The sequence below is a fragment of the Helicobacter acinonychis genome (assembly GCF_900461455.1).
In the GTDB taxonomy this organism is placed as follows: Bacteria; Campylobacterota; Campylobacteria; order Campylobacterales; family Helicobacteraceae; genus Helicobacter; species Helicobacter acinonychis.
The window spans coordinates 481,686-505,759 of the sequence record NZ_UGIA01000001.1 but is presented as its reverse complement, the minus strand read 5'-3'; the positions used below and the strand labels follow the sequence as shown (position 1 = coordinate 505,759).

Annotated in this window: 21 protein-coding genes and 7 pseudogenes; 19 read left to right on the top strand and 9 right to left on the bottom strand. The window is 36.4% G+C overall.

Annotated features, from left to right (window positions below; genetic code table 11):
• Window positions 1-101 precede the first annotated feature (101 nt).
• Together DYI00_RS02345 and DYI00_RS02340 are read left to right on the top strand one after the other, a co-directional pair.
• Window positions 102-1,370, top strand: coding sequence for an MFS transporter (locus tag DYI00_RS02345; RefSeq protein WP_011577692.1), 1,269 nt, complete (start codon window positions 102-104; stop codon window positions 1,368-1,370).
• Window positions 1,371-1,423: 53 nt separating this feature from the next.
• Window positions 1,424-2,233, top strand: a complete 810-nt coding sequence (locus tag DYI00_RS02340; RefSeq protein WP_011577691.1) for a flagellar hook-basal body protein — start codon at window positions 1,424-1,426, stop codon at window positions 2,231-2,233.
• 72 nt (window positions 2,234-2,305) lie between these two features.
• Here DYI00_RS02340 and DYI00_RS02335 read toward each other — a convergent pair whose 3' ends face one another.
• Window positions 2,306-3,352: an AI-2E family transporter gene (locus DYI00_RS02335; RefSeq protein WP_011577690.1), complete on the bottom strand. Its 1,047-nt coding sequence runs from the start codon at window positions 3,350-3,352 to the stop codon at window positions 2,306-2,308.
• Between the two features lie 115 nt (window positions 3,353-3,467).
• Here DYI00_RS02335 and dapF point away from each other — a divergent pair, with 115 nt between their 5' ends.
• Window positions 3,468-4,262, top strand: a complete 795-nt coding sequence (dapF, locus tag DYI00_RS02330; protein WP_011577689.1) for a diaminopimelate epimerase — start codon at window positions 3,468-3,470, stop codon at window positions 4,260-4,262.
• 150 nt (window positions 4,263-4,412) lie between these two features.
• On the top strand, window positions 4,413-5,060 hold the full coding sequence (locus DYI00_RS02325; RefSeq protein ID WP_011577688.1) for a YkgB family protein: 648 nt from the start codon (window positions 4,413-4,415) through the stop codon (window positions 5,058-5,060).
• Between the two features lie 33 nt (window positions 5,061-5,093).
• On the opposite strand, the gene DYI00_RS02320 is transcribed toward DYI00_RS02325, so the two are convergent.
• Window positions 5,094-5,312, bottom strand: a complete 219-nt coding sequence (locus DYI00_RS02320) for a ribbon-helix-helix domain-containing protein (protein ID WP_011577687.1) — start codon at window positions 5,310-5,312, stop codon at window positions 5,094-5,096.
• 298 nt (window positions 5,313-5,610) lie between these two features.
• On the opposite strand from DYI00_RS02320, the gene DYI00_RS02315 reads away from it, so the two are divergent.
• The 6 genes from DYI00_RS02315 (at window position 5,611) to accA (ending at window position 10,608) form a co-directional block, all read left to right on the top strand.
• Window positions 5,611-6,756, top strand: coding sequence for a hypothetical protein (locus tag DYI00_RS02315; protein ID WP_225236266.1), 1,146 nt, complete (start codon window positions 5,611-5,613; stop codon window positions 6,754-6,756).
• A 101-nt stretch (window positions 6,757-6,857) separates the two neighbouring features.
• Window positions 6,858-7,070 carry a 30S ribosomal protein S21 gene (rpsU, locus tag DYI00_RS02310; RefSeq protein WP_011577685.1) on the top strand — a complete coding sequence of 71 codons (213 nt, stop codon included), beginning with the start codon at window positions 6,858-6,860 and terminating at the stop codon, window positions 7,068-7,070.
• 33 nt (window positions 7,071-7,103) lie between these two features.
• Window positions 7,104-7,847, top strand: coding sequence for a 3-oxoacyl-ACP reductase FabG (gene fabG / locus DYI00_RS02305; protein ID WP_011577684.1), 744 nt, complete (start codon window positions 7,104-7,106; stop codon window positions 7,845-7,847).
• A 217-nt stretch (window positions 7,848-8,064) separates the two neighbouring features.
• A complete protein-coding gene (acpP, locus tag DYI00_RS02300; protein ID WP_011577683.1) occupies window positions 8,065-8,301 on the top strand; it encodes an acyl carrier protein in 237 nt (78 codons plus the stop codon).
• Window positions 8,302-8,404: 103 nt separating this feature from the next.
• On the top strand, window positions 8,405-9,643 hold the full coding sequence (locus DYI00_RS02295; protein WP_011577682.1) for a beta-ketoacyl-ACP synthase II: 1,239 nt from the start codon (window positions 8,405-8,407) through the stop codon (window positions 9,641-9,643).
• A 23-nt stretch (window positions 9,644-9,666) separates the two neighbouring features.
• The gene (gene accA, locus DYI00_RS02290; RefSeq protein WP_011577681.1) at window positions 9,667-10,608 is read left to right on the top strand and encodes an acetyl-CoA carboxylase carboxyl transferase subunit alpha; all 942 of its coding nucleotides are present in this window, start codon (window positions 9,667-9,669) and stop codon (window positions 10,606-10,608) included.
• A gap of 573 nt (window positions 10,609-11,181) precedes the next feature.
• Here the strand turns inward: accA and DYI00_RS02285 are convergent.
• From DYI00_RS02285 to DYI00_RS02270, 3 genes and pseudogenes are all read right to left on the bottom strand, one after another.
• Window positions 11,182-11,591 (bottom strand): annotated as a pseudogene (locus DYI00_RS02285) (hypothetical protein).
• 183 nt (window positions 11,592-11,774) lie between these two features.
• Window positions 11,775-12,245 carry a sialic acid-binding protein gene (locus DYI00_RS02275; RefSeq protein WP_011577679.1) on the bottom strand — a complete coding sequence of 157 codons (471 nt, stop codon included), beginning with the start codon at window positions 12,243-12,245 and terminating at the stop codon, window positions 11,775-11,777.
• A gap of 29 nt (window positions 12,246-12,274) precedes the next feature.
• Window positions 12,275-12,697, bottom strand: coding sequence for a DUF1104 domain-containing protein (locus DYI00_RS02270; protein ID WP_011577678.1), 423 nt, complete (start codon window positions 12,695-12,697; stop codon window positions 12,275-12,277).
• 397 nt (window positions 12,698-13,094) lie between these two features.
• Here DYI00_RS02270 and DYI00_RS02265 point away from each other — a divergent pair, with 397 nt between their 5' ends.
• The gene (locus DYI00_RS02265) at window positions 13,095-13,727 is read left to right on the top strand and encodes a LysE family transporter (protein ID WP_011577677.1); all 633 of its coding nucleotides are present in this window, start codon (window positions 13,095-13,097) and stop codon (window positions 13,725-13,727) included.
• Here the strand turns inward: DYI00_RS02265 and DYI00_RS02260 are convergent.
• The 3 genes from DYI00_RS02260 to DYI00_RS02250 form a co-directional block, all read right to left on the bottom strand.
• On the bottom strand, window positions 13,724-14,683 hold the full coding sequence (locus tag DYI00_RS02260) for an outer membrane beta-barrel protein (RefSeq protein ID WP_041600192.1): 960 nt from the start codon (window positions 14,681-14,683) through the stop codon (window positions 13,724-13,726). The genes DYI00_RS02265 and DYI00_RS02260 overlap by 4 nt on opposite strands.
• Complete coding sequence (locus DYI00_RS02255) at window positions 14,653-15,639, bottom strand: tRNA dihydrouridine synthase (protein WP_011577675.1); 987 nt, start codon at window positions 15,637-15,639, stop codon at window positions 14,653-14,655. Before DYI00_RS02255 ends, DYI00_RS02260 begins: the two co-directional genes overlap by 31 nt.
• Before the next feature lie 73 nt (window positions 15,640-15,712).
• The gene (locus DYI00_RS02250) at window positions 15,713-16,870 is read right to left on the bottom strand and encodes a CCA tRNA nucleotidyltransferase (protein ID WP_011577674.1); all 1,158 of its coding nucleotides are present in this window, start codon (window positions 16,868-16,870) and stop codon (window positions 15,713-15,715) included.
• Between the two features lie 60 nt (window positions 16,871-16,930).
• Here DYI00_RS02250 and queC point away from each other — a divergent pair, with 60 nt between their 5' ends.
• The 7 genes and pseudogenes from queC to DYI00_RS02215 all read left to right on the top strand — a co-directional run.
• Entirely contained in the window at window positions 16,931-17,608 is a 678-nt protein-coding gene (gene queC, locus DYI00_RS02245; protein WP_011577673.1) for a 7-cyano-7-deazaguanine synthase QueC, read from the top strand.
• Between the two features lie 322 nt (window positions 17,609-17,930).
• A pseudogene (locus DYI00_RS02240) lies at window positions 17,931-18,395 on the top strand (ThiF family adenylyltransferase); the annotation flags it as partial.
• Between the two features lie 15 nt (window positions 18,396-18,410).
• Window positions 18,411-19,574 (top strand): MFS transporter, encoded by a 1,164-nt coding sequence (locus DYI00_RS02235; protein ID WP_011577671.1) that lies wholly within the window; start codon window positions 18,411-18,413, stop codon window positions 19,572-19,574.
• A 601-nt stretch (window positions 19,575-20,175) separates the two neighbouring features.
• Complete coding sequence (gene tnpA, locus DYI00_RS02230) at window positions 20,176-20,583, top strand: IS200/IS605 family transposase (protein ID WP_225236265.1); 408 nt, start codon at window positions 20,176-20,178, stop codon at window positions 20,581-20,583.
• Window positions 20,549-20,855 (top strand): annotated as a pseudogene (locus DYI00_RS08710) (RNA-guided endonuclease TnpB family protein); the annotation flags it as partial. The gene tnpA (DYI00_RS02230) and the pseudogene DYI00_RS08710, both read left to right, overlap by 35 nt.
• Before the next feature lie 40 nt (window positions 20,856-20,895).
• Window positions 20,896-21,015: pseudogene (locus tag DYI00_RS08330) on the top strand (hypothetical protein); the annotation flags it as partial.
• Window positions 21,016-21,508: 493 nt separating this feature from the next.
• Window positions 21,509-21,748 (top strand): annotated as a pseudogene (locus DYI00_RS02215) (replication initiation protein); the annotation flags it as partial.
• Between the two features lie 18 nt (window positions 21,749-21,766).
• Here the strand turns inward: DYI00_RS02215 and DYI00_RS02210 are convergent.
• Window positions 21,767-23,096, bottom strand: a pseudogene (locus DYI00_RS02210) (RNA-guided endonuclease InsQ/TnpB family protein).
• Between the two features lie 36 nt (window positions 23,097-23,132).
• On the opposite strand from DYI00_RS02210, the pseudogene tnpA (DYI00_RS02205) reads away from it, so the two are divergent.
• Window positions 23,133-23,584: pseudogene (tnpA, locus tag DYI00_RS02205) on the top strand (IS200/IS605 family transposase).
• Window positions 23,585-24,074: the final 490 nt, after the last annotated feature.

Sequence of the window (24,074 nt, the reverse complement as noted above, 5' to 3'; positions counted from 1 at the left end):
CATAAATACCATAATCCTTTTATCTATTCGTTAAATGTTGTTGGTAGTTTTGATAACATCCTAGTAAAATGGTCTAAAAATTTCACATTCTAAGGATAACTATGAATCCTCAACAAGCCACCAAAAAACCTTTAAAATCTCTTCTAGCCGCTAGTTCAGGTAATTTAGTAGAATGGTATGATTTTTATGCTTATGCGTTCCTTGCTCCTTATTTTGCTAAGGACTTTACCCATACTAATGACCCTACTTTAGCGCTAATCTCGGCTTTTTTGGTTTTCATGCTAGGGTTTTTCATGCGCCCTTTGGGGAGTTTGTTTTTTGGTAAATTGGGGGATAAAAAGGGGCGTAAAACCTCTATGGTGTATTCTATTATCCTTATGGCACTAGGCTCTTTTATGTTGGCATTGCTCCCCACTAAAGAAGTCGTAGGGGAATGGGCGTTCTTATTTTTATTATTAGCTAGGCTTTTACAAGGCTTTAGCGTGGGAGGTGAATATGGCGTGGTCGCCACTTACCTCTCTGAATTAGGTAAGAATGGCAAAAAAGGTTTTTATGGCTCTTTTCAATATGTAACTCTAGTTGGAGGGCAACTCTTAGCTATTTTTTCACTTTTTATTGTTGAAAACATTTATACGCATGAGCAAATCAGTGCATTTGCTTGGCGTTATTTATTCGCTTTAGGGGGTATATTAGCCTTACTCTCGCTCTTTTTAAGAAACATCATGGAAGAGACTATGGGTAGTGAAACAACTCCCCAAAAAGAAACCCAAAGGGGCAGTTTAAAGGAATTACTCAACCATAAAAAAGCCTTAATGATAGTCTTTGGGATCACTATGGGAGGGAGTTTGTGTTTTTATACTTTTACGGTGTATTTAAAAATCTTTTTAACCAATAGCTCGTCATTTAGCCCTAAAGAAAGCAGTTTTATCATGCTTTTAGCGCTCACTTATTTTATCTTTTTACAGCCTTTATGCGGAATGCTTGCAGATAGAATCAAACGCCAAAAAATGTTGATGATTTTTGCTATCACAGGGCTTATTGTAACTCCCCTTGTCTTTTATGGTATCAAACACGCCACTAGCGTGTATGAAGCCCTATTTTATGAAATGCTTGCATTGAGTACGATGAGCTTTTATACTTGTATTGCTGGGGTTATTAAGGCGGAATTATTCCCTGAACATGTGCGAGCGCTTGGCGTGGGTCTAGCTTATGCGATTGCGAATGCGCTTTTTGGGGGGAGTGCTAGTTATGTAGCGTTAGAATTCAAACAACATGGTTTTGAAGTAGGGTTTGTGGGCTATGTCATGTTTAGTCTCATTATATACATGATTATGGTAATGCTATTCCCTAAAAAAACCTATTTGGAATAAATTGGTTCTTATTTAATTTTTGCTATAATTTTTCCTTTTAAAAGGATTATTGCATGCAAAATGGGTATTATGCGGCCGCAGGAGCTATGGCTACACAATTTAACCGCTTGGATTTAGTCTCTAATAATTTAGCTAACCTAAATACCAATGGCTTTAAAAGAGACGATACAATTACAAGCGATTTTTTAAGACTTTACCAACAATACCAAGAGCAACTGCCCCTAAAAGATCAAACCAAAGCGAGTGCGAAATATTTAAACCGCAATCTCAATCGTGTGCCTATTTTGTCAGAAATCTATACCGATAAAAGCCTTGGTGCATTTGAAGAAACGCATAACCCCTTAGATTTTGCTCTAACAAGCCCTAATCTCTATTTTGCGATACAAACTAATGAGGGCATCGCCTACACTAGAGATGGGCATTTTAGTATTGATAAAGACGGCTTTTTGGTTACCCTTAATGGCTTTAAGGTGCTTTCACGCTCTGGCTTGAATGAGCAAGGAGGGATCATGCTCATGCCTAATACTGAAATTGAAGTTGATCAAAATGGTGGAATCACTTTTAGTGATAATGAAGCCCAAATTCAAGCAGGCGCGTTAGCTTTAGTGAGTTTTAGCGAGCCTAAAAACCTTAAAAAAATAGGGCAAAACCTTTATACTTATCAAGGCGAAGGCATCCATCAAGTCTCTGATTCTAATGCATTAAGGCAATACATGCTAGAGAAAAGCAATGTCAATGCGGTGCGTGAGATGAGCGCGTTGATTGAAATCAACCGCTTTTTGGACATGTATTCTAAAGTGCTAAAAACCCATCAAGACGACATGAACGCTGAAGCGATCAACAAACTCGCCACAAAAGCTTAAGTTTTTGATGTGGCGAGTTTAAAATTTATATGGGAGTGTATTTTGCAATCTTTCCACAAAATGCAACTCTCATCACTCGCATGTTTTTTGCTCCTTTTGAATAAAATAATTCTCATACAAACGCAATAGTGCAATAAAAAACGCCGTAATGGTAGGCCCTACAATAATCCCCCAAAAACCGAATTGTGAAATCCCAGCAATCATAGAAAAGAAAATCAGCATTTCATTGATTTTAAGGGTGGTTTTAAAGATTCTTTTTTTGACAACGACAATTAAAAATGGCTTAAGCACGCTATCAATCAGCCCACCAATCAATAAAATAGAATACAAAACAATAAAAATAGCCCCATTCACATGCCCATGGTAAAGCTCATAAATAGCGATAGGGATCCAAATCAAAGCCCCTCCAACAGCCGGCACTAAAGACGCTAACCCATACAAAATCCCTAAAAACCAACCGTCATGCCCAAACCATACAATCATCACCCCAAACGCTACACCCTCTAAAATAACCGTAATTAAAGAAGTTAAAAGCACGATGCGTAAAATCCCAGCCACTTCTTCAAAAATCTTTTTACTTTGATGGATTTGAAGAGGCAAGACCCCTAAAAAATAATGATAAAACCTCTCCCCATAATAAAAAAAGAAAAACAATAGCCCTAAAATCAACAAAGCGTCTGTAATGAGTTTCAAGCCGTATTTTCCCACATAGCTGCTTATTTTCAACAAATAACCTGTGATTGAAGTGGCGTTAAAATTTTCTAAAAACTTGCTAACCCCATCATGGATGGCAGGAAAATGCGATAAATTTTCGGTGATCATCTCTTTGAGCCATTTGATTAAGGCTGAAAGTTTTTCAAAATTGATTTCAAAAATGATATTAGAACTTTTATAAATAATAAAATACAACGGCACGATCAAAACGCTCGCTAAAACTAGAACGCATAAAAGCGAACTGAACACATTAAAAAAGTGCTTATCCAAAAAGACTTTTACTTGGAAAAGCCCCACGCACAAAAGCCCAGCAATCAGCACATCCATTAAAAAATCTTGATACAAATAGAGCATCCAATAAAAACCAATCAAAAAAAGAATCCAAAAGAAATACTGAGCTTTCATGAAAATTATCCCCATTAAACTAAACCAAAAGTTATAAAATGTTAGCTAAAAAACGCTCTTTTTAAGGATAAAATTTCTTATAATTTATAATTAAAATCAAAAAGGCTTGCAATCAATGGTATTTTACAAATATTCAGGGAGCGGAAATGATTTTTTAATCACGCAAAGCTTCAAAAAAAGGGATTTTTCCAATTTAGCCAGACAGGTGTGCCATAGGCATGAGGGTTTTGGTGCTGATGGGCTTGTGGTCGTCTTACCGAGTAAGGATTATGACTATGAATGGGATTTTTACAATTCAGACGGCTCTCAAGCTAGCATGTGTGGGAATGCGAGCCGTTGCGTGGGGCTGTTTGCTTACCAACACCATATAGCCCCTAAAAACCATGTTTTTTTAGCCGGACAAAGAAAAATTTCTATCTGCATAGAAGAGCCAAATATCATAGAGAGCAATCTCGGTAGCGGCGACATCTTAGAGATAATTTCCACTTCAGGGGGGAAAAAATCTTTTTCAAACGACAGCGTTTTGGCAAGTATCCCTACTTTCTACCTCATAGATACAGGGGTGCCGCATTTAGTGGGATTTGTCAAAAAAAAAGAGTCATTAAATTCTCTCAATATATTGGAATTAAGGGCTTTAAGGCATGCGTCTGACGCTAATGTTAATATCGCCTTTATAGAAAATAAAAAGACGATTTTTTTACAAACTTATGAAAGAGGGGTTGAAGATTTTACCCTAGCTTGCGGGACAGGCATGGCGGCAACTTTTTTTGCTGCAAACGCCTTTTATAACACGCCTAGAAATGCCACCCTTATTCCTAAAAGCAACGAGCATTTAGAGCTTTCTTTAAGGGATAATGAAATTTTTTATAAAGGTGCGGTGCGTTATATTGGCATGAGTGTTTTGTTATAAAAGCAAAGTTTATTGTGTTGGCATGAGTGTTTTAGGGCATGGGTGTTTTTGATCATTATTGTTTTATGATTGTGTTGCAATTAAACATAATGTGCTATCATTTACGAGCTGTTTTTAGCAATACAAAAAATATCTTAAAGGAATAAAACCATGCAATCGTTAAAATCATTACTTGAAACGATTACAAAACTCCAGAATCTAGGTGGCTATTTGATGCATATAGCTATTTTCATTATTTTTATTTGGATCGGAGGGCTTAAGTTTGTGCCCTATGAAGCCGAAGGGATCGCCCCTTTTGTAGCCAACTCCCCCTTCTTTTCTTTCATGTATCAATTTGAAAAGCCCGCATACAAGCAACACAAAATGTCCGAATCCCAGTCCATGCAAGAAGATTTGCAAGATAACCCTAAAATCATTGAAAACAAAGAATGGCATAAGGAAAACCACACTTATTTAGTGGCTGAAGCTTTAGGGATTACGATTATGATCTTAGGTATTTTGGTGCTTTTAGGGCTTTGGATGCCTTTAATGGGCGTGATTGGAGGCTTGCTTGTAGCTGGAATGACTATCACTACCCTATCTTTTTTATTCACAACGCCAGAAGTCTTTGTCAATCAGCATTTCCCATGGTTATCTGGGGCAGGAAGGTTAGTGGTTAAAGATTTGGCGTTATTTGCTGGAGGCTTGTTTGTGGCTGGATTTGATGCGAGACGCTACTTAGAGGGGAAAGGGTTTTGCTTGATGAATCGCTCATCAGTAGGCATTAAAACTAAATGCTCTAGTGGGTGTTGCTCTTAAAGGTCAATGCCTAAAGTAGGCTTTAAGCCTACTTTAAGAATCGCTTGAGTTGGTGCCTTTTTTGTAAATAATCGTCTTTAAAATATGGCGTTTTACAAAAGAATTCACGCTCTCTACCTCTTCATCAGCCAAACGCTTTAAAACATCATGTTCTTCTTTAGAGAGATAAAAAGTCACTGAAAAGTTGCGTTTCAACTCGTCTGTGGCGACACGCTTACGACCTGGTCTCATGTTTTTATTTTCTGATTCCATTGGTTTCCTTTTTCTAATGATATAGTGTTGTGGGAGTTATTCTAACATGAAATAAACAATATTTTATAATAATAAAAAAAGAATATGTTTTCACATGCGCTAAAATAACCCATTTTCTAAAAACATGCGCTAAAATAACCCATTCTCTAAAAAATAAACCTTTTGATTGAAAACGATATATGGTATGAGGTAACAAGTGGCAAACACCTTTTTAAAACATGCTTTTTTAGTCGGTTCGCTAGTGGCTAATTCTCACGCTTTTGATTGGAATATTTTTAAATACAATCTGGGTTTTAACATGTTTATCATGGATCATGAAGGTTCAACGCCCTATTGGATCAACACTAACACCAACCTTAAAAGCCGTTTGACCCCAGAGTTTGGGATCCAATTTCACACCAAAAAAATAGAGCAAAGCCTGATTGTGGGGGCGTATTTCTTTCAAAATTTCCATAATTACAATACCAATTTTCCCTACGCTTGGGGGCCTACGATGTATTACAAGGCTAGAGGGGATCGTTTCACCTTTTATGGCGGGATTTTCCCTAGAAAAAACCTTTTAGGAAGCTATGGTTTGAATGTTTTCGCCCCTTATTATTGGTTTATAGATCCGAACGCTAGAGGGTTTTTATTGCAATTTCAAAACCATTATTCACCCCTAAAACCCTATTATGGGCATGCGGAATTCATGCTGGATTGGTTTGGGGGGAATTGTTACAACACTTGCAAATTCGGGAGAAACCCTTATGGGAATGCAATGGACAGATTTCAAATGAACGGCTCTGTTGGTTATAACTTTTTTAAGGATTTCTTGATTTTGGGAGGGAATTTTGTCTTGTTTCATAATGAAGACAAATACCTTTTAAATGGCGCTGACGGCATGCATTTTAATGAAAAAAAAGCCATTGATAACAGTGCGATTTATTTGTTAGATCGCCTTTATTACAACGCTTACATAGGGACAAGCCTTTTAGACATCGCCCCTTTTATGGAAAAACTCAACGCCAGATTTGGCATGGTTTCTGAAGCGAGCCGATTGAGAAATAGAGAAAAAGATGTGCCCTTTATCAATAGCGTTGGGGGGCAATTTGATATAGAGCTCCAATACAAAGGCTTTGGTATCCACAATTTATTTTATTTTGCAAAAACCCCTGAAATGCCTTTTTACAACCAATACCAGTATGTGAGTATGTATTGCACGCCCTCTTATTGCCCCACGCCCATTTATCGTGGCGTGCCCTTTTTTCAAGCGAACATGTATAATCGTTTTGATTTGTATTATAATTGGAAAAACGACTTCGCGTCCGTTCGGGTCAACTTCGTGTTAAATTCTATGCATGAGGGTTTTAAAAGCCATTCGCCTTGGATGGAATCTTACCAAGTGTATATGACGGTTGCCTTTGATCCTTACAACCTTATCAATAAAATCGCTAGAAAAAAATAAAAATTCTTGACAATAAGTTAATCCCTTTTATATAATATCGTCTCATTTGTAGCCATTGCTTGAGCAATGATTTTAAGCTATAGAAAAGAGGTGATAACCGTATGCCAGGGATTAAGGTTAGAGAAGGCGATGCGTTTGATGAAGCTTACAGAAGATTCAAAAAGCAAACTGATCGTAATCTAGTGGTGACAGAATGCCGTGCAAGAAGATTCTTTGAGTCTAAAACTGAAAAGCACAAAAAGCAAAAAATCAGCGCTAAAAAGAAGATTTTAAAGCGTCTTTATATGTTAAGGCGTTATGAATCAAGACTATAAAAGGCTTTGAGAAAAATTTAATTAAGGACAATCATGCGTTTTACAGGGAAAAATGTTCTCATTACGGGAGCTTCTAAAGGCATTGGGGCCGAGATTGCAAGAACGCTCGCTTCTATGGGGTTAAAAGTTTGGATCAACTATCGCAGTAATGCAGAAGTGGCTGACGCTTTGAAAAATGAACTTGAAGAAAAAGGTCATAGGGTAGCTGTTATCAAATTTGATGCGGTTTCTGAAAACGATTTTGTTGAAGCGATACAAACCATTGTCCAAAGCGATGGAGGTTTGTCTTACTTGGTGAATAATGCTGGTGTGGTGTGCGATAAATTAGCGATCAAAATGAAAACAGAAGATTTTCACCATGTCATAGACAACAATCTCACTTCAGCTTTTATAGGTTGTAGGGAAGCTTTAAAGGTGATGAGCAAAAGCCGTTTTGGGAGCGTGGTCAATATCGCTTCTATCATTGGTGAGAGAGGCAATATGGGGCAGACAAACTATTCAGCGAGTAAGGGGGGGATGATTGCGATGAGCAAGTCCTTTGCTTATGAGGGAGCTTTAAGGAATATCCGTTTTAACTCTGTAACGCCCGGTTTTATAGAAACCGACATGAACGCTAATTTGAAAGACGAACTCAAAGCGGATTATGTTAAAAATATTCCTTTAAACAGGCTAGGGGCTACTAAGGAAGTGGCAGAAGCGGTAGCGTTTCTTTTGAGTGATCACTCTAGTTATATCACCGGAGAGACTCTCAAGGTTAATGGCGGACTTTATATGTAGCCCTAATATTTTTAACCATAATAGTTTGTAAGTAGCAAAAATCATGCTACCATTATGAGGTTATTCTAAAACAAAGAGGTTAGTCAAATGGGGATTATTTATTTAATATTGTTTCTCATCATAATTTATTTGTTGTATAGAATTTTAGATGTTTTGGAGCAAAAATAAACGCTCCAATAATTCAATTTAATTTTTACAAAACAAGGGAGTTTTGATTATGGCTTTATTTGAAGATATTCAAGCAGTTATTACTGAGCAGTTGAATGTGGATGCGGCGCAAGTTACACTAGAAGCGGAATTTGTGAAGGATTTGGGTGCGGACTCTTTAGATGTCGTGGAATTAATCATGGCGTTAGAAGAAAAGTTTGGCATTGAAATTCCTGATGAGCAAGCGGAAAAAATCGTCAATGTGGGCGATGTGGTGAAGTATATTGAGGATAATAAACTAGCCTAATCTTTTTGACTTGGAGCGTTTGTCTCCAAGTTTTACTTAAAAATTTAGTTTTAGCTAAAATCTAGTTTTATTGAATTAAAGTTTTTGAAATGAGGAGCTATTGGTGCGTCGGATTGTAGTAACTGGAATGGGGATGATCAATTCGCTAGGTTTAAATAAAGAAGATTCTTTTTTGGCGATCGCTAAGGGGGAATGCGGTATCAAAAACATAGAAAGTTTTGATGCGAGTGCGTTTCCTGTGCGTATTGCTGGAGAAATCACTGACTTTGACCCTACAGAGGTGATGAATCCCAAAGATGTTAAAAAGGCAGGTCGTTTCATTCAATTAGCCTTGAAAGCTGCAAGAGAGGCGATGAAAGATAGTGGGATTTTAGACGCTCAAAATAGATGCCCTGAAGAATTGGCTAATCGCATGGGCGTAAGCTCTGGCTCTGGAATTGGCGGATTGGGGAATATTGAAGCGAATTCCATTTTTTGTTTTGAAAAAGGTCCTAGAAAAGTCAATCCCTTTTTTATCACTTCTGCGTTAGTGAATATGATCGGAGGTTTCACTTCTATTGAGTTTGGCGTTAAAGGGCCTAATCTCTCTGTCGTAACGGCTTGTGCAGCTGGCACTCATGCGATTATTGAAGCGGTTAAAACCATTTTACTTGGTGGGGCTGATAAAATGCTAGTCGTGGGAGCAGAATCCACCATTTGTCCTGTAGGCATTGGTGGGTTTGCAAGCATTAAAGCCCTTTCTACAAGAAATGATGAGCCTAAAAAAGCTTCAAGACCTTTTGATAAAGATCGCAATGGTTTTGTGATGGGGGAAGGTGCTGGGGCTTTAGTGCTTGAAGAATATGAAAGCGCAAAAAAAAGGGGGGCGAAAATTTATGCAGAATTTGCCGGATATGGTGAGAGTGGCGATGCTAACCATATCACAGCCCCAGCCCCTGAGGGCGAAGGGGCTTTTAGAGCCATGAAAATGGCTTTAGAAATGGCGAAAGTGGAGATAGGCTATGTGAATGCCCATGGGACTAGCACGCATTATAACGATTGGTATGAAAGCATCGCTCTCAAAAATGTGTTTGGCTCTAAAGAAAAAGTTCCTCCTGTTAGCTCCACTAAAGGGCAGATTGGGCATTGTTTAGGGGCTGCGGGTGCTTTAGAAGCCGTTATTTCCATTATGGCGATGAATCAAGGGATCTTACCTCCCACCATCAATCAAGAAACGCCTGACCCAGAATGCGATCTAGATTATATCCCTAATACGGCTAGAGAAAAGCAAGTGAATGCGGTGATGAGCAACTCATTTGGTTTTGGTGGCACTAATGGTGTTGTGATTTTCAAAAAAGTCTAGTTTTACAAAGTCTAGGATTTTGAATGGCCATTTATTTAGATTTTGAAAATCATATTAAAGAGATTCAAAATGAAATTGAATTAGCCCTCATTAGAGGCGATGAGGACGCTAAAGAAATCTTAGAAAAAAGATTGGATAAGGAAGTTAAAACCATTTACTCCAATCTCACTGATTTTCAAAAACTCCAGTTAGCAAGACACCCTGATAGACCCTACGCTATGGATTACATTGATTTGATCTTAAAAGATAAGTATGAAGTCTTTGGGGATAGACATTACAATGATGATAAAGCGATCGTGTGTTTTATAGGGAAAATTGATAATATCCCAGTTGTGGTGATCGGAGAAGAAAAAGGCAGAGGGACTAAAAACAAACTTTTAAGAAATTTTGGCATGCCCAATCCTTGCGGCTATCGTAAAGCTTTGAAAATGGCAAAGTTTGCTGAAAAGTTTAATTTGCCTATCTTAATGCTTGTAGATACGGCTGGAGCGTATCCAGGAATTGGTGCAGAAGAAAGAGGCCAAAGCGAAGCGATCGCTAAAAATCTCCAAGAGTTTGCTTCCTTAAAAGTCCCTACTATTTCTATTATTATCGGTGAAGGGGGTAGTGGTGGCGCGTTAGCGATTGCGGTTGCAGACAAGTTGGCGATGATGGAATATTCCATTTTTAGCGTTATATCCCCAGAAGGTTGTGCGGCGATCCTTTGGGATGATCCTAGCAAGACTGAAGTGGCTATTAAAGCGATGAAAATCACGCCTAGAGACTTAAAAGAAGCAGGGCTTATTGATGATATTATCCTAGAGCCTAGCAAGGGGGCTCATAGAAACAAAATCTCAGCGGCTAATACAATCAAAGAGTATTTTTTAGACACTCTAAGGACTATCCAACAAGACCCTCATTTCCTTGACAACCGCTATAAAAAATTGATGTCGCTTGGTTCGTTTGTGGAAAGCATGCCACACTAAAAAAAGGGATTTTAAATACAAGGGTCAAAATAACTTAAGCTCTAAAAAAGAGCTTTAAGTTACTATAAACATAGTTTTAAGTGAATGTGTGGTTCGTTTAAGAATTTCTCAAAGTAAAATTCTAGAGAAATAATTCAAGGTTTTCAATGGATATTTAGTTTTTCTAAATAACAAATACCACTCATAAACCAACCATCAATAAAATCATCAAACAGATTAGTATTTTAATGGTTAAAGAATATGAAAAGATGCCGCATTAAATGGCGGAATAGAAAATGAAAGCTACATTAGAGTCAAAAAAATAAGAAGCAAAAGAGGGTGAAAAGTCAATTCAAAAATGCCAGTATCTTGGCATGCTAAAAGAAACTACAAAGGCATCTTTCAAGTGGTGGGTAATGGCTCTCTTGCTAAAAGAAGAATTAAAAAGTATGGGTTAGATATAAGGGAAACTTGTATCAAGTTTTATTGAAACTGATACGAGAAAATCCGCTTATTTATCTTGAACTTAAGGATTATTTGAAACGCTAAAGCGATTTTAGATTTTGTTTTTTTGACTGGAATTTTAATCAAATCTTAGTTGGGATAAAAGTCGCCCTTAATCGTAAATTCGGTGCTTGTTCCTAAATCTCTAACATTGGAGTCTAAAGTTACTTGTCTTATCACACATTGATACCCTGCGTCGTCTTTTAAAGTGCATTCGCCTAAAATAGGGTTTTGTATTGTAGCGTTAAGCCATATTTCATGCGATGGGCTTGTTTTAAGGATTGGGACTTTAATTACCGCTGGCACAAAAATATTGAGCTTATTATGGTTTGAGTGACCGCTAGTAACCTATTCACACTATCGCTCTCTAATTCCACGCTCATCTGTTCCTCACCTAAATCAGCTAGCGTTATGTCATCAAATGCGGAGTTGTTAAATACGGCGGTGTTAAATACATGCACAAGTATTGACATTTCGCTGTTTTGGTTAATATAAGCCATGTGTTATCCTTTAAAAAATTTAAATGGCTGAAATTATACCATACTCTACTTAAAAACCAACGAATACAAATCACTAATGATATTTTATGCGATAGCTAACAGCACACACCCCAAACGCTCAAAGCGTTTAGGATTCATGCCCAAAAGGTTTGAAGTGTCAATAACAAGCGGTGCAATTAAGCCTTATTGCTTATTTTCGCCATGATCATCGTCATGGTGGTCATGATCTTTATCGTCATGATCTTTGTCATGCCCCTTATCATGCCCTTTGCCATGTTTATCATGAGAGCCGTGCTTGTGCATTTTCCCATGCTTGCATGATCTCAACCCAAAATCATCATCCATGTCTTCCATGTTGCCTTTTTTAAGGGCTTCTTGAATGGCTTTTTGATGGGCTTCAAAGTCCGCCACGGTCATGCTATCCGTGTTTTTAATTGCATACTCATGCAATTGTTTGTGGAACGCCATTTTCTTGTCTTTAGGCATTTTTCCCATGCGCATTTTCAATTCTTTAGTATAATCCACAATATCCTGCGGAGCGACAATCCCAGCCATTTTAGCCAAATCTTCATCGCTTGTTTTGCTGAAATCTTTTGCGTTTAAACTCATAAACAACAACGCCCCAATAGAAAGTATTTTCAACGCTTTTTTCATGTTCTATCCTTTTTAATCAACTGGTTATCTCACTTAGGAGAGCAATGTTCTTCTTTCTTCTTAACAGCCCTACACCAAACTTTTCTCGTATCGCCACTGCAAACGCTCACATTAAGCCCTTTTGCCTTGATCTCTTCAGCGCTCAAGCCCTTGGTTTTTTCTTCCAATTCCTTACGCACCTCTTCGCGCATTTTTTTGAAATCCTCTTCACTCATTTTGGAAAGATTTTTCCTAGCGATCCGGCTGAAATTCGCGCGGAATTTCTTGGCTTCTTCAGCATTTAAAGCTTTAAGGCGTTTGGACACTTCCATGCGATAATCAATCGCCTCACTAGAAGGCAGAGTGCCTGCCAACTTCAAAAGCTCCTCGTTTTTGAGTGACGAAAAGTCTCTAGCCCCTAGAATTTGCAAGCCAAGTGCAACCATTAGGCAAAAAGCCAAACTCTTTCTCATTACCGATCCCTTATTGTCAAATTTTTGCTACACAACGACAGCAAATTCCATGATTTTAGCGCATTAATTTTAATCCATTATTAAACTGCTGAAAATATCAAAATAGGGTTTTTTAACTTCAACTTTTATGGTAAAACTCATTTCCTTAAGGGGATAGGGGGATATTTTGCGATAACACCCCCCTTAATCCCCTTAATATCCACCTAACCAAAGAAGACCGCTTTAAGGAGTTATCACTTGTTTGACGCAAGCTCTTTACTATTTATCTTAAAAAAATGCTTTTTAGCATTTTTTAGATTTTATGTTTAGCGTATAAAGGTCATTTTAAACCCTAAAATTTTAAAATATCGTTTTAAAATCATTTGGGGCTTATTTTTAATAAAAGGACTGGCATAAAATGTTTATGATTTTTGCAGAAGGCTTTATTTTGGCTATTTCTTTGTGCGCAGCGGTGGGAGCGCAATCCTTGTTTATTGTGGAAAGAGGGATGGCTAGAAATTATGTGTTTTTGATTTGCGTCTTGTGTTTTATGTGCGATATTGTATTGATGAGCATGGGCGTGTTTGGCGTGGGGGCTTATTTCGCTAAAAACCTTTATTTGAGCCTGTCTTTAAATCTATTTGGGGCACTTTTTACTGGGTTTTATGCTTTTTTAGCGTTCAAAACCCTTTTTCAAACCTTTAAAAAAAAGCAAGTCCAAACCCCTAAAAAACTATCCTTAAAAAAGACTTTATTATTCACTTTAGGCGTTACTTTACTCAACCCACAAGTGTATTTGGAAATGGTGTTTCTCATTGGTGCAAGTGCTTTGCCTTTTAATTTAGTGCAAAAATTTGTCTTTCTAGCTGGCACTTTATCAGCGGCTCTCTCTTGGCTTTTATTGTTATGCACTTTGTCATTACGTTATGGCTCTAAACTTTTAAACAACCAAAAAATCTTTATGGGCGTGAATCTCTTCGTAACCGCCATTATGGGGACGCTTAGCGTCACTTTATTTAGGGATTTTTTAGTGCTATTGGGTAAAATTTAAAACAAAAACGCATAGCTGACAAAAACTTCTTTATTCCTAAAAACGCTGAAGTTTTGTCGGATGGTTTGCTCTTGCCACACATTGCTAGAGCCAAAGTTTTTCCAACTTTGAGCGCTCAAACTATAATAAGGGATTTTTAACCCCACATTAAAGCGGTTGTGCTTGCCTATATACAAAGAACCCCCAAAATTCACAAAAAACCCCCCACCTGCGGCAAAAAATTTATCCTCTTGCTTGGTGTTTTGGTTTTGATAATTAGGGCTCCACAACACGGCGTATTCCACCCCACCCCCACCAAACACGCCTATTTTAAAAAACAGCATTTTTTCTGTTTTTAAGGCGAGTTTTAAAAGAGTGTCTATGGGGAGATTAACAAACACATTCACATTCAAGCCAAACGACATGAAATGCCCGTTATTGAAAAGGAAGTCTTGGGGGCTTGGGGTTTTTTGCAAGACTAAAGGGCTTTGAGTGTTTGAAGTAGGATCGTAAGTTTTAATGGTGCTTGGGTCATAATTCGCTTGAGATAAAAGGGTATCCCCCCCCACTTTTTGACCTAATTGAGCCTTAGCGTATTCTATATCTCCCCACACCCTTAAGCCTAAAATACGGTATTTATCAATGGCTATCTCATCGCCTATTTGACCAGTATAAGACAAGTTTTGATAAGACATTTTTTGATAGGACAAATTCTTAGAAAAGTCTTCGCCCCCTTCATAATGGGCTTCTATTTTCTCGCCATAACACACGCCATTAGGGCAAGTAGGGTTGTCTTTATAGGCTTGTTGCCACATGCTCGTGCGTGTATCAGCCCCTGTGCCTAGCCTAAAACCCAAATAGATATGATTTTTAGTTTTAAAAAAAGGCGTTTTTTCACTAGCACTACCCCACAAAACCCCCAAACTGGCTAAAAAAATAACCGCCCTCAAACGCTTTTTTGATTCAATTCTACCCATAATGGCACTTCACCTTGCAACATTTCTTGATTAAAAAATTCCTCTATGCTCTCTCGCATGCTCTTTATTTCTGTAAGGGTATTGACGCAATTACGAAACGCACTCGCTTGCATTTCGCCCTTAGCGTAAGCATGCAAGTTTTTCCTAAACATGACAACCCCCCTATCCCCATAAAACTCCACCATTTTATCAAAATGTTCTAAAACCAAGTCTTTTTTTACAACCGCCGGTAATTCTGTGGTGTTATTCCTAATTTGCCAAAATATCCATGGGGCTCTTAAGGCTGCTCGCCCTATCATTAGCCCATCAGCTTGCGTGATTTGCAAGACTTCAAAGGCTTTTTTCACGCTGTCAATTTCGCCATTGGCTATCACAGGCTTTTTTAAAATCTCTTTCATTAAGGCGATGCTTTCATAATCTATTTTATCTTTTTGGTATTTATCGCTTCGTGTCCTTCCATGCACCACCACATAATCAATTGGAGCGTCATTGAGTGCATGAGCGATTTCTTTGGGGATTTTCTTTTCAAAACCCAAACGCACTTTCACGCTTGTGATGGGTTTGTTGGTGTTTTCTCTAATCACTTTTAAGAGTTTCACCAAGTGGTTTAAATCCTTTAACAATCCGCTACCATTACCATGATTAGCCACTTTGGGGGCAGGACAACCACAATTAAAATCAATCCCACTCACATGCTCTAAAGCGTTGATTTTTTCAACCGCTTCTTTGACTACGCTTTCTTTAGAGCCTGAAATTTGCACCATGAAATGATCTTCTAAAGTGGATTTTTCTAACATTTTAGAAGTTTTATCAAACGCATACACTAGCGAATGCGAGCTCACCATTTCGCTTGTGGTCACATCCACGCCAAATTTTTTCACCACGCTTCTAAAAGGCAAATCCGTATAGCCTGCTAGAGGGGCTAGAAAAAGCCATTTTTTATTCTTAAAGTCCATACGCTCTCAATTAAAATTTTTTGCTGTATTTTGACACAATCAAGGTTAAAAAGCGCTTTAAAAACTAACCCAATCAATACTTACTTTTAACCCACTCTATCAAAAACTCTAAAGAATTGTTTTTAGGGTTTGTAATGACTAGATCTAAGCATGCGTTTAAAATTTCGCCTATTTTTTGGTGCTGGTAGTTTTTAAGTGCACCGCCTTTAAGGACTAGGTGTTCTTTTTTAAAAGGCTCATTAGCGTTAAAGATTTCTTTTAACAAGCCTTTGATTTTTAAGGCGTGTTTGGGGTTTTCTAACGCATAAAAATCTAAAGCCAAATTAAAAGGCTCTAAATCATAGTTTTTTAATAAAAATTTTAATTCTGTTTTATTGTGGATATTCAAAAAAGCTTGGTGGCATTCTTTAGCTTTAGCGAATAAAATGATCATTTTTTTAGGGTAGCGTAAATTTTCTAAACTTTTTTGATGCGTAAAAAACCCTAATAATCTTAATTCTAAATTAAAGGGGGCGTTTTTTAAAAACTCTACATTTTCTAAACGCTCTTGAATAACCAACTCTAAAATTTCTTGATACTCTTTAATGACTCCATAGGCGTTTTTCCCCATAAGAAGCTTATTCAATTCGCTTTGCAAGCGTTCTTTGGAAAGGTGTTTTAACAAATCCTTGCATGCAAAAACCGCTCTTTTGGTGTTTGTTTCTATCTTAAACCCTAAAGTCGCACCAAATCGTAACGCCCTTAAAATCCTTAAAGCGTCTTCAAAAAACCTTAATCGCACTTTGCCCACGCATTCAATCATGCGATTTTCAATCGCATTTTGCCCTTTAAAAGGATCAATTAAGCCTTTTGTAGGGCTATAAGCGATGGCGTTCATGCTAAAATCGCGCCGTTTTAAATCGTCTGTTAAATGAGCGCTAAAAACCAATTCTTTAGGTCTTCTGTGCTTAATATGCCCCTTTTCAACCCTAAAAGTTGTGATTTCATAGCTTTTATTGTTTTTAAGGGCTGTGATCGTGCCATGTTTGATACCGGTTTCTAGCACCCTAAAATGGTGTTTTAAAAGAAGTTCTTTACTTTCACTCACTAAAGCGTTTGAAGTCAAGTCATAATCTTTAGGGGCAAAGCCCATTAAACAATCGCGCACGCACCCTCCCACCAAGTAAAGCTCATAATGGGATTTTTCATAAAGATCAAACAATTCTTTTAATTCTTCTTCTAACTCAAACACGCTTTTTGCTCTTCAATTTCTTTGTGTTATTATATCTTTTTAGAATTTTAAGGGGTTTTGATGGGACAAGAAATTTGTGTGATTAGTTTTAGTGGCGGACAAGATAGCACCACCTTGGCCATATGGGCGGCAAAGCGTTTTAAAAAAGTCTATTTAGTAGGGTTTGATTACGCGCAAAAACACTCTGTGGAATTAGAATGCGCTCAAAAAATCGCTTCTCTTTTAAAACTCCCCTATGAAATCATTCAACTAGATTTTTTAGAAAATATCACCCACTCTGCACTTTTTAAAAACTCTAACGATTTAATAGGGCATTCACATGTGCAAAACAAAGATTTACCCAATTCTTTTGTGCCTAATCGTAACGCAATTTTTATCACCCTTTTGCATTCTTATGCACAAAAACTAGGGGCTAATAACATCGCTTTAGGGGTTTCACAAGCGGATTTTAGCGGCTATCCGGATTGTAAAGAAGATTTTATTAAAAGCATTGAACATGCATTAAATTTAGGCTCAAACACTACTATTAAGATTGTAACCCCTTTAATGTTTTTAAGTAAAGCACAAGAATTTCAAATGGCTAAAGATTTAGGGGCTTTGGATTTAATCATCAAAGAAACGCACACCTGCTATCAAGGGGAGCGAAAGATTTTGCATGCTTATGGTTATGGCTGTGGGGAATGCCTAGCATGCCAATTAAGAAAAAAAGGCTATGAAGAGTTTCAAGCTAGGTTTTGACATACTCCCCATAGCTAAAGCTAGGGGATTCTAGCTAAAGCAGAGGATACTTTTGAATTAGATTGACCCATAATGATATTACTGAATAACAAATTGACCAAATATAACAAAAAGATTATAATCTTCAATATTGTTTTCATAATCTTCAAAATTAACAAGGAGTAAGTCATGAAATTATCATACCGCAATTAACTCAGAACTTGCACTCTATTAGAGTGTAGAGTGCAATTATTTAAAATTTATTATTTTATTTAAATCAATATTCATTCATAAAAGGTTATTTATGCAATATTATCAAACTAGTTTTACTGCATGTGTTGGTCAAACTTTTTCTAAACATAAAAAAGAAAATTTGTTTGGAGTTATCTCTGGAGATAATCCAAACACAGTGCAACTATCGACGAGATTATTTTGCAAATATCGTATTCCATTTCTAAATATTGGCTATTTAAATGATATATCTCTTATAGGTCCTTTTTATATCCCATCATTATCTTGTTGTCCTTTTTGTCATAATCGTTTTGCTCTAGACAATAAAAAAGATGGTAATGAAAATCTAGATATATATCTCATAAATGAGCGTATGCAAGCACCATCAACTTTCTTAAATAATTCCATCGCTTCTAGCTTGGCAATTTCAGATATTATACAATTTATGTCTAGTGATTTTAACTCTATAAAATCGTTGAATTGCCGATTTGGAATTGACAATAAAACTTTCAAAACACACACCTTATTATCTAGCATAGATTATAAATGTGCTTTTTGCTCTAATCACAATCAATAAGTAGAGCTTCTCAATATGAATAAAACACTAAAAATAAATATACTATCTTATTATTTAGCAACAATATTGCTTGTTATTGCCCAATCTTTACCTCATGCCATTTTAACACCCTTATTACTCAATAAAGGGCTATCATTAAGTCAAATTATGATTATACAAGCCACCTACAGTTTGTGTGTTCTGATCTCTGAATATCCAAGCGGTGTATTAGCAGATTTAATGAATAGAAAGATACTTTTTATCGTTTCAAAATTGATTTTAGTATGTAGTTTTTTTTGTATCTTATGGTTAGATAGTTTTATCAGCATGATTCTAGCATGGGGTATTTATGGATTATCAAACGCACTAGAATCGGGCACTATTGATGCTACTCTCATTACCAATATTAAAGAGCAAAAAGAAGATTTATCAACATTTATTGCAAAAAGCCACCAAATCAGTTTTATAGGGTTAATAGTTGGAAGTTGCTTGGGTTCGTTTTTATATTTAAAATATGGCGTTTCTATGTATTACATATCAGTATTGCTCACATTACTATGCATCTCGGTTATTATTTTGTTTTTTAAAGATGATTCTTCTCACAAACTAGAAAAAAACAAACAATTTCAAATATTAAAGCAACATGTAAAAGAAAGTTTTAGAGAATTAAGAGACAAACCTCTACTTAAAAATCTGATCCTACTCAGCCTAATCTTACAAATATTCTTTCAAAGCCATTTTCAATTATGGCAAGCCTATTTACTAAACAAACAAATCACAGAAAACTACCTATTTATCTTTTATATTTCATTTCAAGTTATAGGAATCCTTATCCATCTCTGTAACGCCAAATTATATAATAGATATATAACTACTATCATGATTTTTTTAATTGGACTTGCTAGTGTGCTGTTGTTGAGTACGAATATATTACTATTTGTTAGTTCCTATATGCTCAGTGTTGCTTTGTTTACATACATAGACTTTATTGTCAATTATCAATTTTCTCTTTATGTTAGTAAAGAAAAAATCTCATCCCTTACTTCTTTAAAGTCTAGTTATTCACGAGTAATTTCTGTTCTTATTTTAGGTATAACAAGTTTAGAGTTGCTCATATTTTCTCCAACTATAGTTATCACTATACATTTTATGATTACACTTATTTTAACATGCGTATTTTTGCATAAAACAAAACTTTAACACACTTAATCCCACCACTTATCAATTGTGGGGCGTGATAGCCCTAATTCTCTATGACAAGCGATTTTTTTGCCTTGTAGGTTTTGAATACGCCATTCTTTTGACATACTCCCCATAGCTAAAGCTAGGGGATTCTAGCTAAAGCAGAGGATACTTGTTTGCTGACAAGCAAACACAGATTAGCGAAGCGTTAGCGAAGCACAGACAAAAGTGCATCGCAGTTTGAAAGCGTAGGCGTTAGCTGAAGCTGTTTTTGTGCAAGCAAAATCAAACAAGATAGCGCAAACCGATGTCGCTAGCTTAAAAAACCACTAAAAACTAAACTCCAAAATTATGTGACGCGTCATGCGCGTTGTTTTAACTTACCGCCTAACGCCATAAAGCCCCTAGCTTTAGCCATGGGGATAGTTGGCGAAACGCCTTTAGGCGTTAAAATGTTAATATGAAATAGCCGTATCAGCGTTAAGTTAATATGACAGGCAAAAATGATTTAATGTTATGACTATATTGTATTCCTTATTTTTTATGGATAATATTAAGTATGAGTAACGCTGTTTGATACAAAAGCAATCATAATGTTGTTTATTCTTGCAAATACCATATCGTGTGGTGTCCTAAATACAGACGCAAGGTGTTAGTGGGAGCTGTGGGAATAAGATTGAAAGAAATTATTCAAGAAGTGGCTAAAGGATTAAGAGTGGGAATCATAGAAATGCAAACAGATAAAGACCATATCCACATTTTAGCGGGCATTGATCCAAGTTTTGGAGTGATGGAATTCATTAAAACCGCTAAAGGTCGCAGCAGTAAGATATTAAGACAAGAATCCACCCACTTAAGAACAAAACTATCCGCTTTATGGACTCATTCTTGTTTCACAACAGCGGGAGGTGTGCCTTTGAATGGTGTTAAACAATACATTGAAAACCAACAAAATAGCAACCGCCCTAAGCAAAAAGAAAAATGGAAAAACCATGTTGATAGCCTACAAACAAAAGCTCTACACTAACAATAAGAATAGGCGTATAGACACACTATTAAGGCGTTATGGCGTGCTGTATAATCATTGCATTGCACAAACGCTATTATAGACTTTTTAAAAAGCATTTAAAGCTCTACGATTTGCAAAAACACACCACCAAATTAAAAAAGACCCATCGTTATGCTTTTTGAAAAACGCTAGGCTCACAAACCTTGCAAGACTTAACTGAAAGGGCAGATAAGGCGTATAAAAAATTCTTTAAGAAACAAGCCAAATTGCCACGATTTAAAAAAGTAGCCAAAAAGATTTAAAAAAACAGGCAGAACAGATGAGGAAAGAAAAGACTATTGCAAACATTGCGGCTTGGAATTGGATAGGGATTTAAATGCAGTTATCAATATTCATAGGGTTGGGGCACCAACTCTTATTGGTGGAGAATCTATAAGACCTACTTGGTAGGCAGGGTTTGTTGATTCCAAGCATCCTTTGCTTTAGCTAGAATCCCCTGGCTTTAGCTATGGGGAGTATGTCAAATTTTTAAACAGCATGCTGTTTTTTAATGTTTTACTCGCATGCACGTGCATGAGAGATTGGGGGTTGGAATAGCCTAAATAACGGAGTTGTATGGTTTCTCATTTTTGGGTGAAAATGAACAAAGGGGTAGTTCTTACGAAGTGATAAGGGTAGTTCTTGAATTTCCTATGTGCGACAAAATTTGGAGTAATTAGCTTGATTTTGTTAAGTTAATGGGTTGGAGAATAGAGAGAGCGACACCTCGTTATGAGGTATCAATGTGAAAGTATTTGTCGTATTAGTGCTAGTATTAGTAATTTTCACACAATTGCTATATTAGGCTTATTCGTGATCTAATCCCTTGTTTATGGGGGTTAGATCCTTATAAGCATACTAGTACGATCACACTTATTATACACCAAAAGATAAGGAGTATAGAGTGGAATTTGAACAGATTAGAAAACAAGAATTGGAATTACGAAAATTATTAGAAGAATTGGATACGCTCCCACAAACCCCACAAATTAAACTACAAAAACAAAAGATACAAACTTACATAGACAAGATAACTCCAAGTATTTTGAGCGGTTTTAATCAAAAATTCAAAGAAATTACAGAAAAATTACCACATGAGTTTGAAAAAGAAACCGAACCCACACTAGTGAAACCACCCCTAACTAAAGCGCCCTAATGGACACTAACACGAAAGACTTTGTTCTTTAAAGTCTGCATGGATATTTCCTACCCCAAAAAGACTTAACCCTTTGCTTAAAATATTATTCGCAGCGTTGATGTCTCTGTGTTCTCTATACCCGCATTCTAAACACCAATATTGCCTATGGTTCAATTTAAGCTTGTGGTTGATATTCCCACAACAATGGCAAGTCTTACTCGTATATTGTGGGGGAACTTTTACTAACAATTTGCCATTATGCTGTTGTTTGTAGTCTAAAAAAGAGATGATTTGATAGAATGAAGCGTTTAAGATAGATCTATTAAGTGCGTTCTTTTGTTTAACATTTTTGAGTTTAGCTCTTTTAGTCATGTTTTTTACTTGCAAGTCTTCAACTACTATCAATTCAAATTGCTTTGAAAGTTCGCTTGTGATTTTATGGTATCTGTCTGTTTTTTGATGACTAGACTTGTCAAAGGCTTGGTTTAATTTCTTTTGGGTTTTGTAAAAATTACCTCCTAATTTGGTTTTGTTTTGTTTAGACTTTAACGCCCTACGGCTTTGTTTTCTTTGTAATCTTTTACATTCTCTAGAGTATTTTTTTAAAGAATACAATTTGGAATAAGTAGAGATAAGTCGTTTAGTATCCAACTCTTCATCTATTTCTATCCCTAGTAATTCTTTCATGTCTATTTGGTATCGCTTAAAATCCGTTAGTTTTTTGTGATTATTCACACCACAAGAACAAGCTATATCAAGGATATTCAAATCTAGTCCCACACAATCTTTAGGGTTTTTGATGGGAGTAATGTCTTGTTTGTATTCCACGCTAAAGCTAACAAAATATTTTCTATGGTTGCAAGAGATCACAATTTGTTTGACTTTAGAATTGTGAGGGAAGTTTCTATGCATGCACATCATTAAAGGGCATTTTCATTAAAGTGAATATCTTAAAGCGTTCATCATCGCTCTCCTTAATAGAGAAACCTTGATTGTTCCACGAAAAAGATTGTTTAGCGAATTTAGAATTCTTGAATTTAGGAAAGCCTCTGTTTTTAACTTTAAAAGCATCCTTTAAAGCCCTTTCAACATTCATGCGTGATTGTTGGGCTACTACACTACTAAAGCTTAAACCCCTAGCGTTCAAGTGGTGTTTAATCGCTTTGTCTAACTCGCTTGATTTTTCCCACTTTCTTTCTTTGGGAGGTAAATCTTTGTTTTTCTCGTATTGCTCTTGTTGTAAATTCAAGCCAATATTATAAGCTTGATTATAGACAAAAAAAGAGTGTTGCAATTTATCTTGTTGTTCTTTAGTAGGATACAAGCGGAATTTAAAACCCTTATTGACTTTTATAAAAGTATTTTAACCTCTTTTAGTTAAAATAGGTCTATGAAAAAAATTGATGATATGAGACACGGAAGACATTGTGTTTTTTAATGCATGTGCATTTGGTGTTTGTTACTAAATACCGGCGTAAAGCGTTCAACAAGGAAGTGATAGATTTTTTAGGATCGGTGTTTGCTAAAGTGTGTAAGGACTTTGAGAGCGAATTGGTAGAATTTGATGGGGAGAGCGATCATGTGCATTTGCTTATCAACTACCCTCCAAAAGTGAGCGTGAGTAAGTTAGTTAATTCTTTAAAAGGTGTTAGCAGTCGTTTAACTAGACAACACCATTTTAAAAGCGTTGAGACTAGTTTGTGGGGGAAGCATTTATGGTCGCCTAGTTATTTCGCTAGGAGTTGTGGGGGTGCACCTTTAGAGATGATTAAGCAATACATACAAGAGCAAGAAACAACCGTATTAAATTGGCTAACTTTGATTTTTAGCAGAATGCACTAAAAAGCGAATGGATCCAGGTAAAACGATACTCAAATAGCCTAACGGCTAAGCACTTACATCTCCGCCCTAAAGGACGGAGTTTTTTGTGCTAGTGGGATAAACCTAACAGACTTCTAAAACCTTTCATCGCTGAAAATGAAAAACATTTGAAGAATTGGTTTAAGAAATATTACCGCTGAAAAAATATTCATTCTTTTTTTTGCGATTTTCATATCAAAAAGCTTGAAGTGAAATCAGAAATTTTTTAAAATCCCCTAAAATAGGGGTTTATAAGCTTGTTAAAAACCTAACCCTTAAAATCAAAATTAGAAATAGCTAGAATTTTTGTCTATCATATTAACTTAACGCTGATACGACTATTTCATATTAACATTTTAACGCCTAAAGGCGTTTCGCCAACCATCACCATAGCTAAAGCTAGGGGCTTTATGGCGTTAGGCGTAAAAAACCTCATTTTTTAAGACAAACAATCAAAGAGCGATAAAAAGCG

What these genes read in the sequence shown, in the direction of transcription:
- DYI00_RS02235 (WP_011577671.1), top strand. Translation starts at nt 18,411, where the DNA reads ATGAATAAAACACTAAAAATAAATATACTATCTTATTATTTAGCAACA.
- DYI00_RS02315 (WP_225236266.1), top strand. Translation starts at nt 5,611, where the DNA reads ATGTTTATCATGGATCATGAAGGTTCAACGCCCTATTGGATCAACACT.
- DYI00_RS02255 (WP_011577675.1), bottom strand. Translation starts at nt 15,639, where the DNA reads ATGGACTTTAAGAATAAAAAATGGCTTTTTCTAGCCCCTCTAGCAGGC.
- DYI00_RS02340 (WP_011577691.1), top strand. Translation starts at nt 1,424, where the DNA reads ATGCAAAATGGGTATTATGCGGCCGCAGGAGCTATGGCTACACAATTT.
- DYI00_RS02320 (WP_011577687.1), bottom strand. Translation starts at nt 5,312, where the DNA reads ATGGAATCAGAAAATAAAAACATGAGACCAGGTCGTAAGCGTGTCGCC.
- dapF (WP_011577689.1), top strand. Translation starts at nt 3,468, where the DNA reads ATGGTATTTTACAAATATTCAGGGAGCGGAAATGATTTTTTAATCACG.
- DYI00_RS02335 (WP_011577690.1), bottom strand. Translation starts at nt 3,352, where the DNA reads ATGAAAGCTCAGTATTTCTTTTGGATTCTTTTTTTGATTGGTTTTTAT.
- DYI00_RS02275 (WP_011577679.1), bottom strand. Translation starts at nt 12,245, where the DNA reads ATGAAAAAAGCGTTGAAAATACTTTCTATTGGGGCGTTGTTGTTTATG.
- DYI00_RS02260 (WP_041600192.1), bottom strand. Translation starts at nt 14,683, where the DNA reads ATGGGTAGAATTGAATCAAAAAAGCGTTTGAGGGCGGTTATTTTTTTA.
- DYI00_RS02345 (WP_011577692.1), top strand. Translation starts at nt 102, where the DNA reads ATGAATCCTCAACAAGCCACCAAAAAACCTTTAAAATCTCTTCTAGCC.
- DYI00_RS02325 (WP_011577688.1), top strand. Translation starts at nt 4,413, where the DNA reads ATGCAATCGTTAAAATCATTACTTGAAACGATTACAAAACTCCAGAAT.
- rpsU (WP_011577685.1), top strand. Translation starts at nt 6,858, where the DNA reads ATGCCAGGGATTAAGGTTAGAGAAGGCGATGCGTTTGATGAAGCTTAC.
- DYI00_RS02270 (WP_011577678.1), bottom strand. Translation starts at nt 12,697, where the DNA reads ATGAGAAAGAGTTTGGCTTTTTGCCTAATGGTTGCACTTGGCTTGCAA.
- accA (WP_011577681.1), top strand. Translation starts at nt 9,667, where the DNA reads ATGGCCATTTATTTAGATTTTGAAAATCATATTAAAGAGATTCAAAAT.
- queC (WP_011577673.1), top strand. Translation starts at nt 16,931, where the DNA reads ATGGGACAAGAAATTTGTGTGATTAGTTTTAGTGGCGGACAAGATAGC.
- DYI00_RS02265 (WP_011577677.1), top strand. Translation starts at nt 13,095, where the DNA reads ATGTTTATGATTTTTGCAGAAGGCTTTATTTTGGCTATTTCTTTGTGC.
- fabG (WP_011577684.1), top strand. Translation starts at nt 7,104, where the DNA reads ATGCGTTTTACAGGGAAAAATGTTCTCATTACGGGAGCTTCTAAAGGC.
- acpP (WP_011577683.1), top strand. Translation starts at nt 8,065, where the DNA reads ATGGCTTTATTTGAAGATATTCAAGCAGTTATTACTGAGCAGTTGAAT.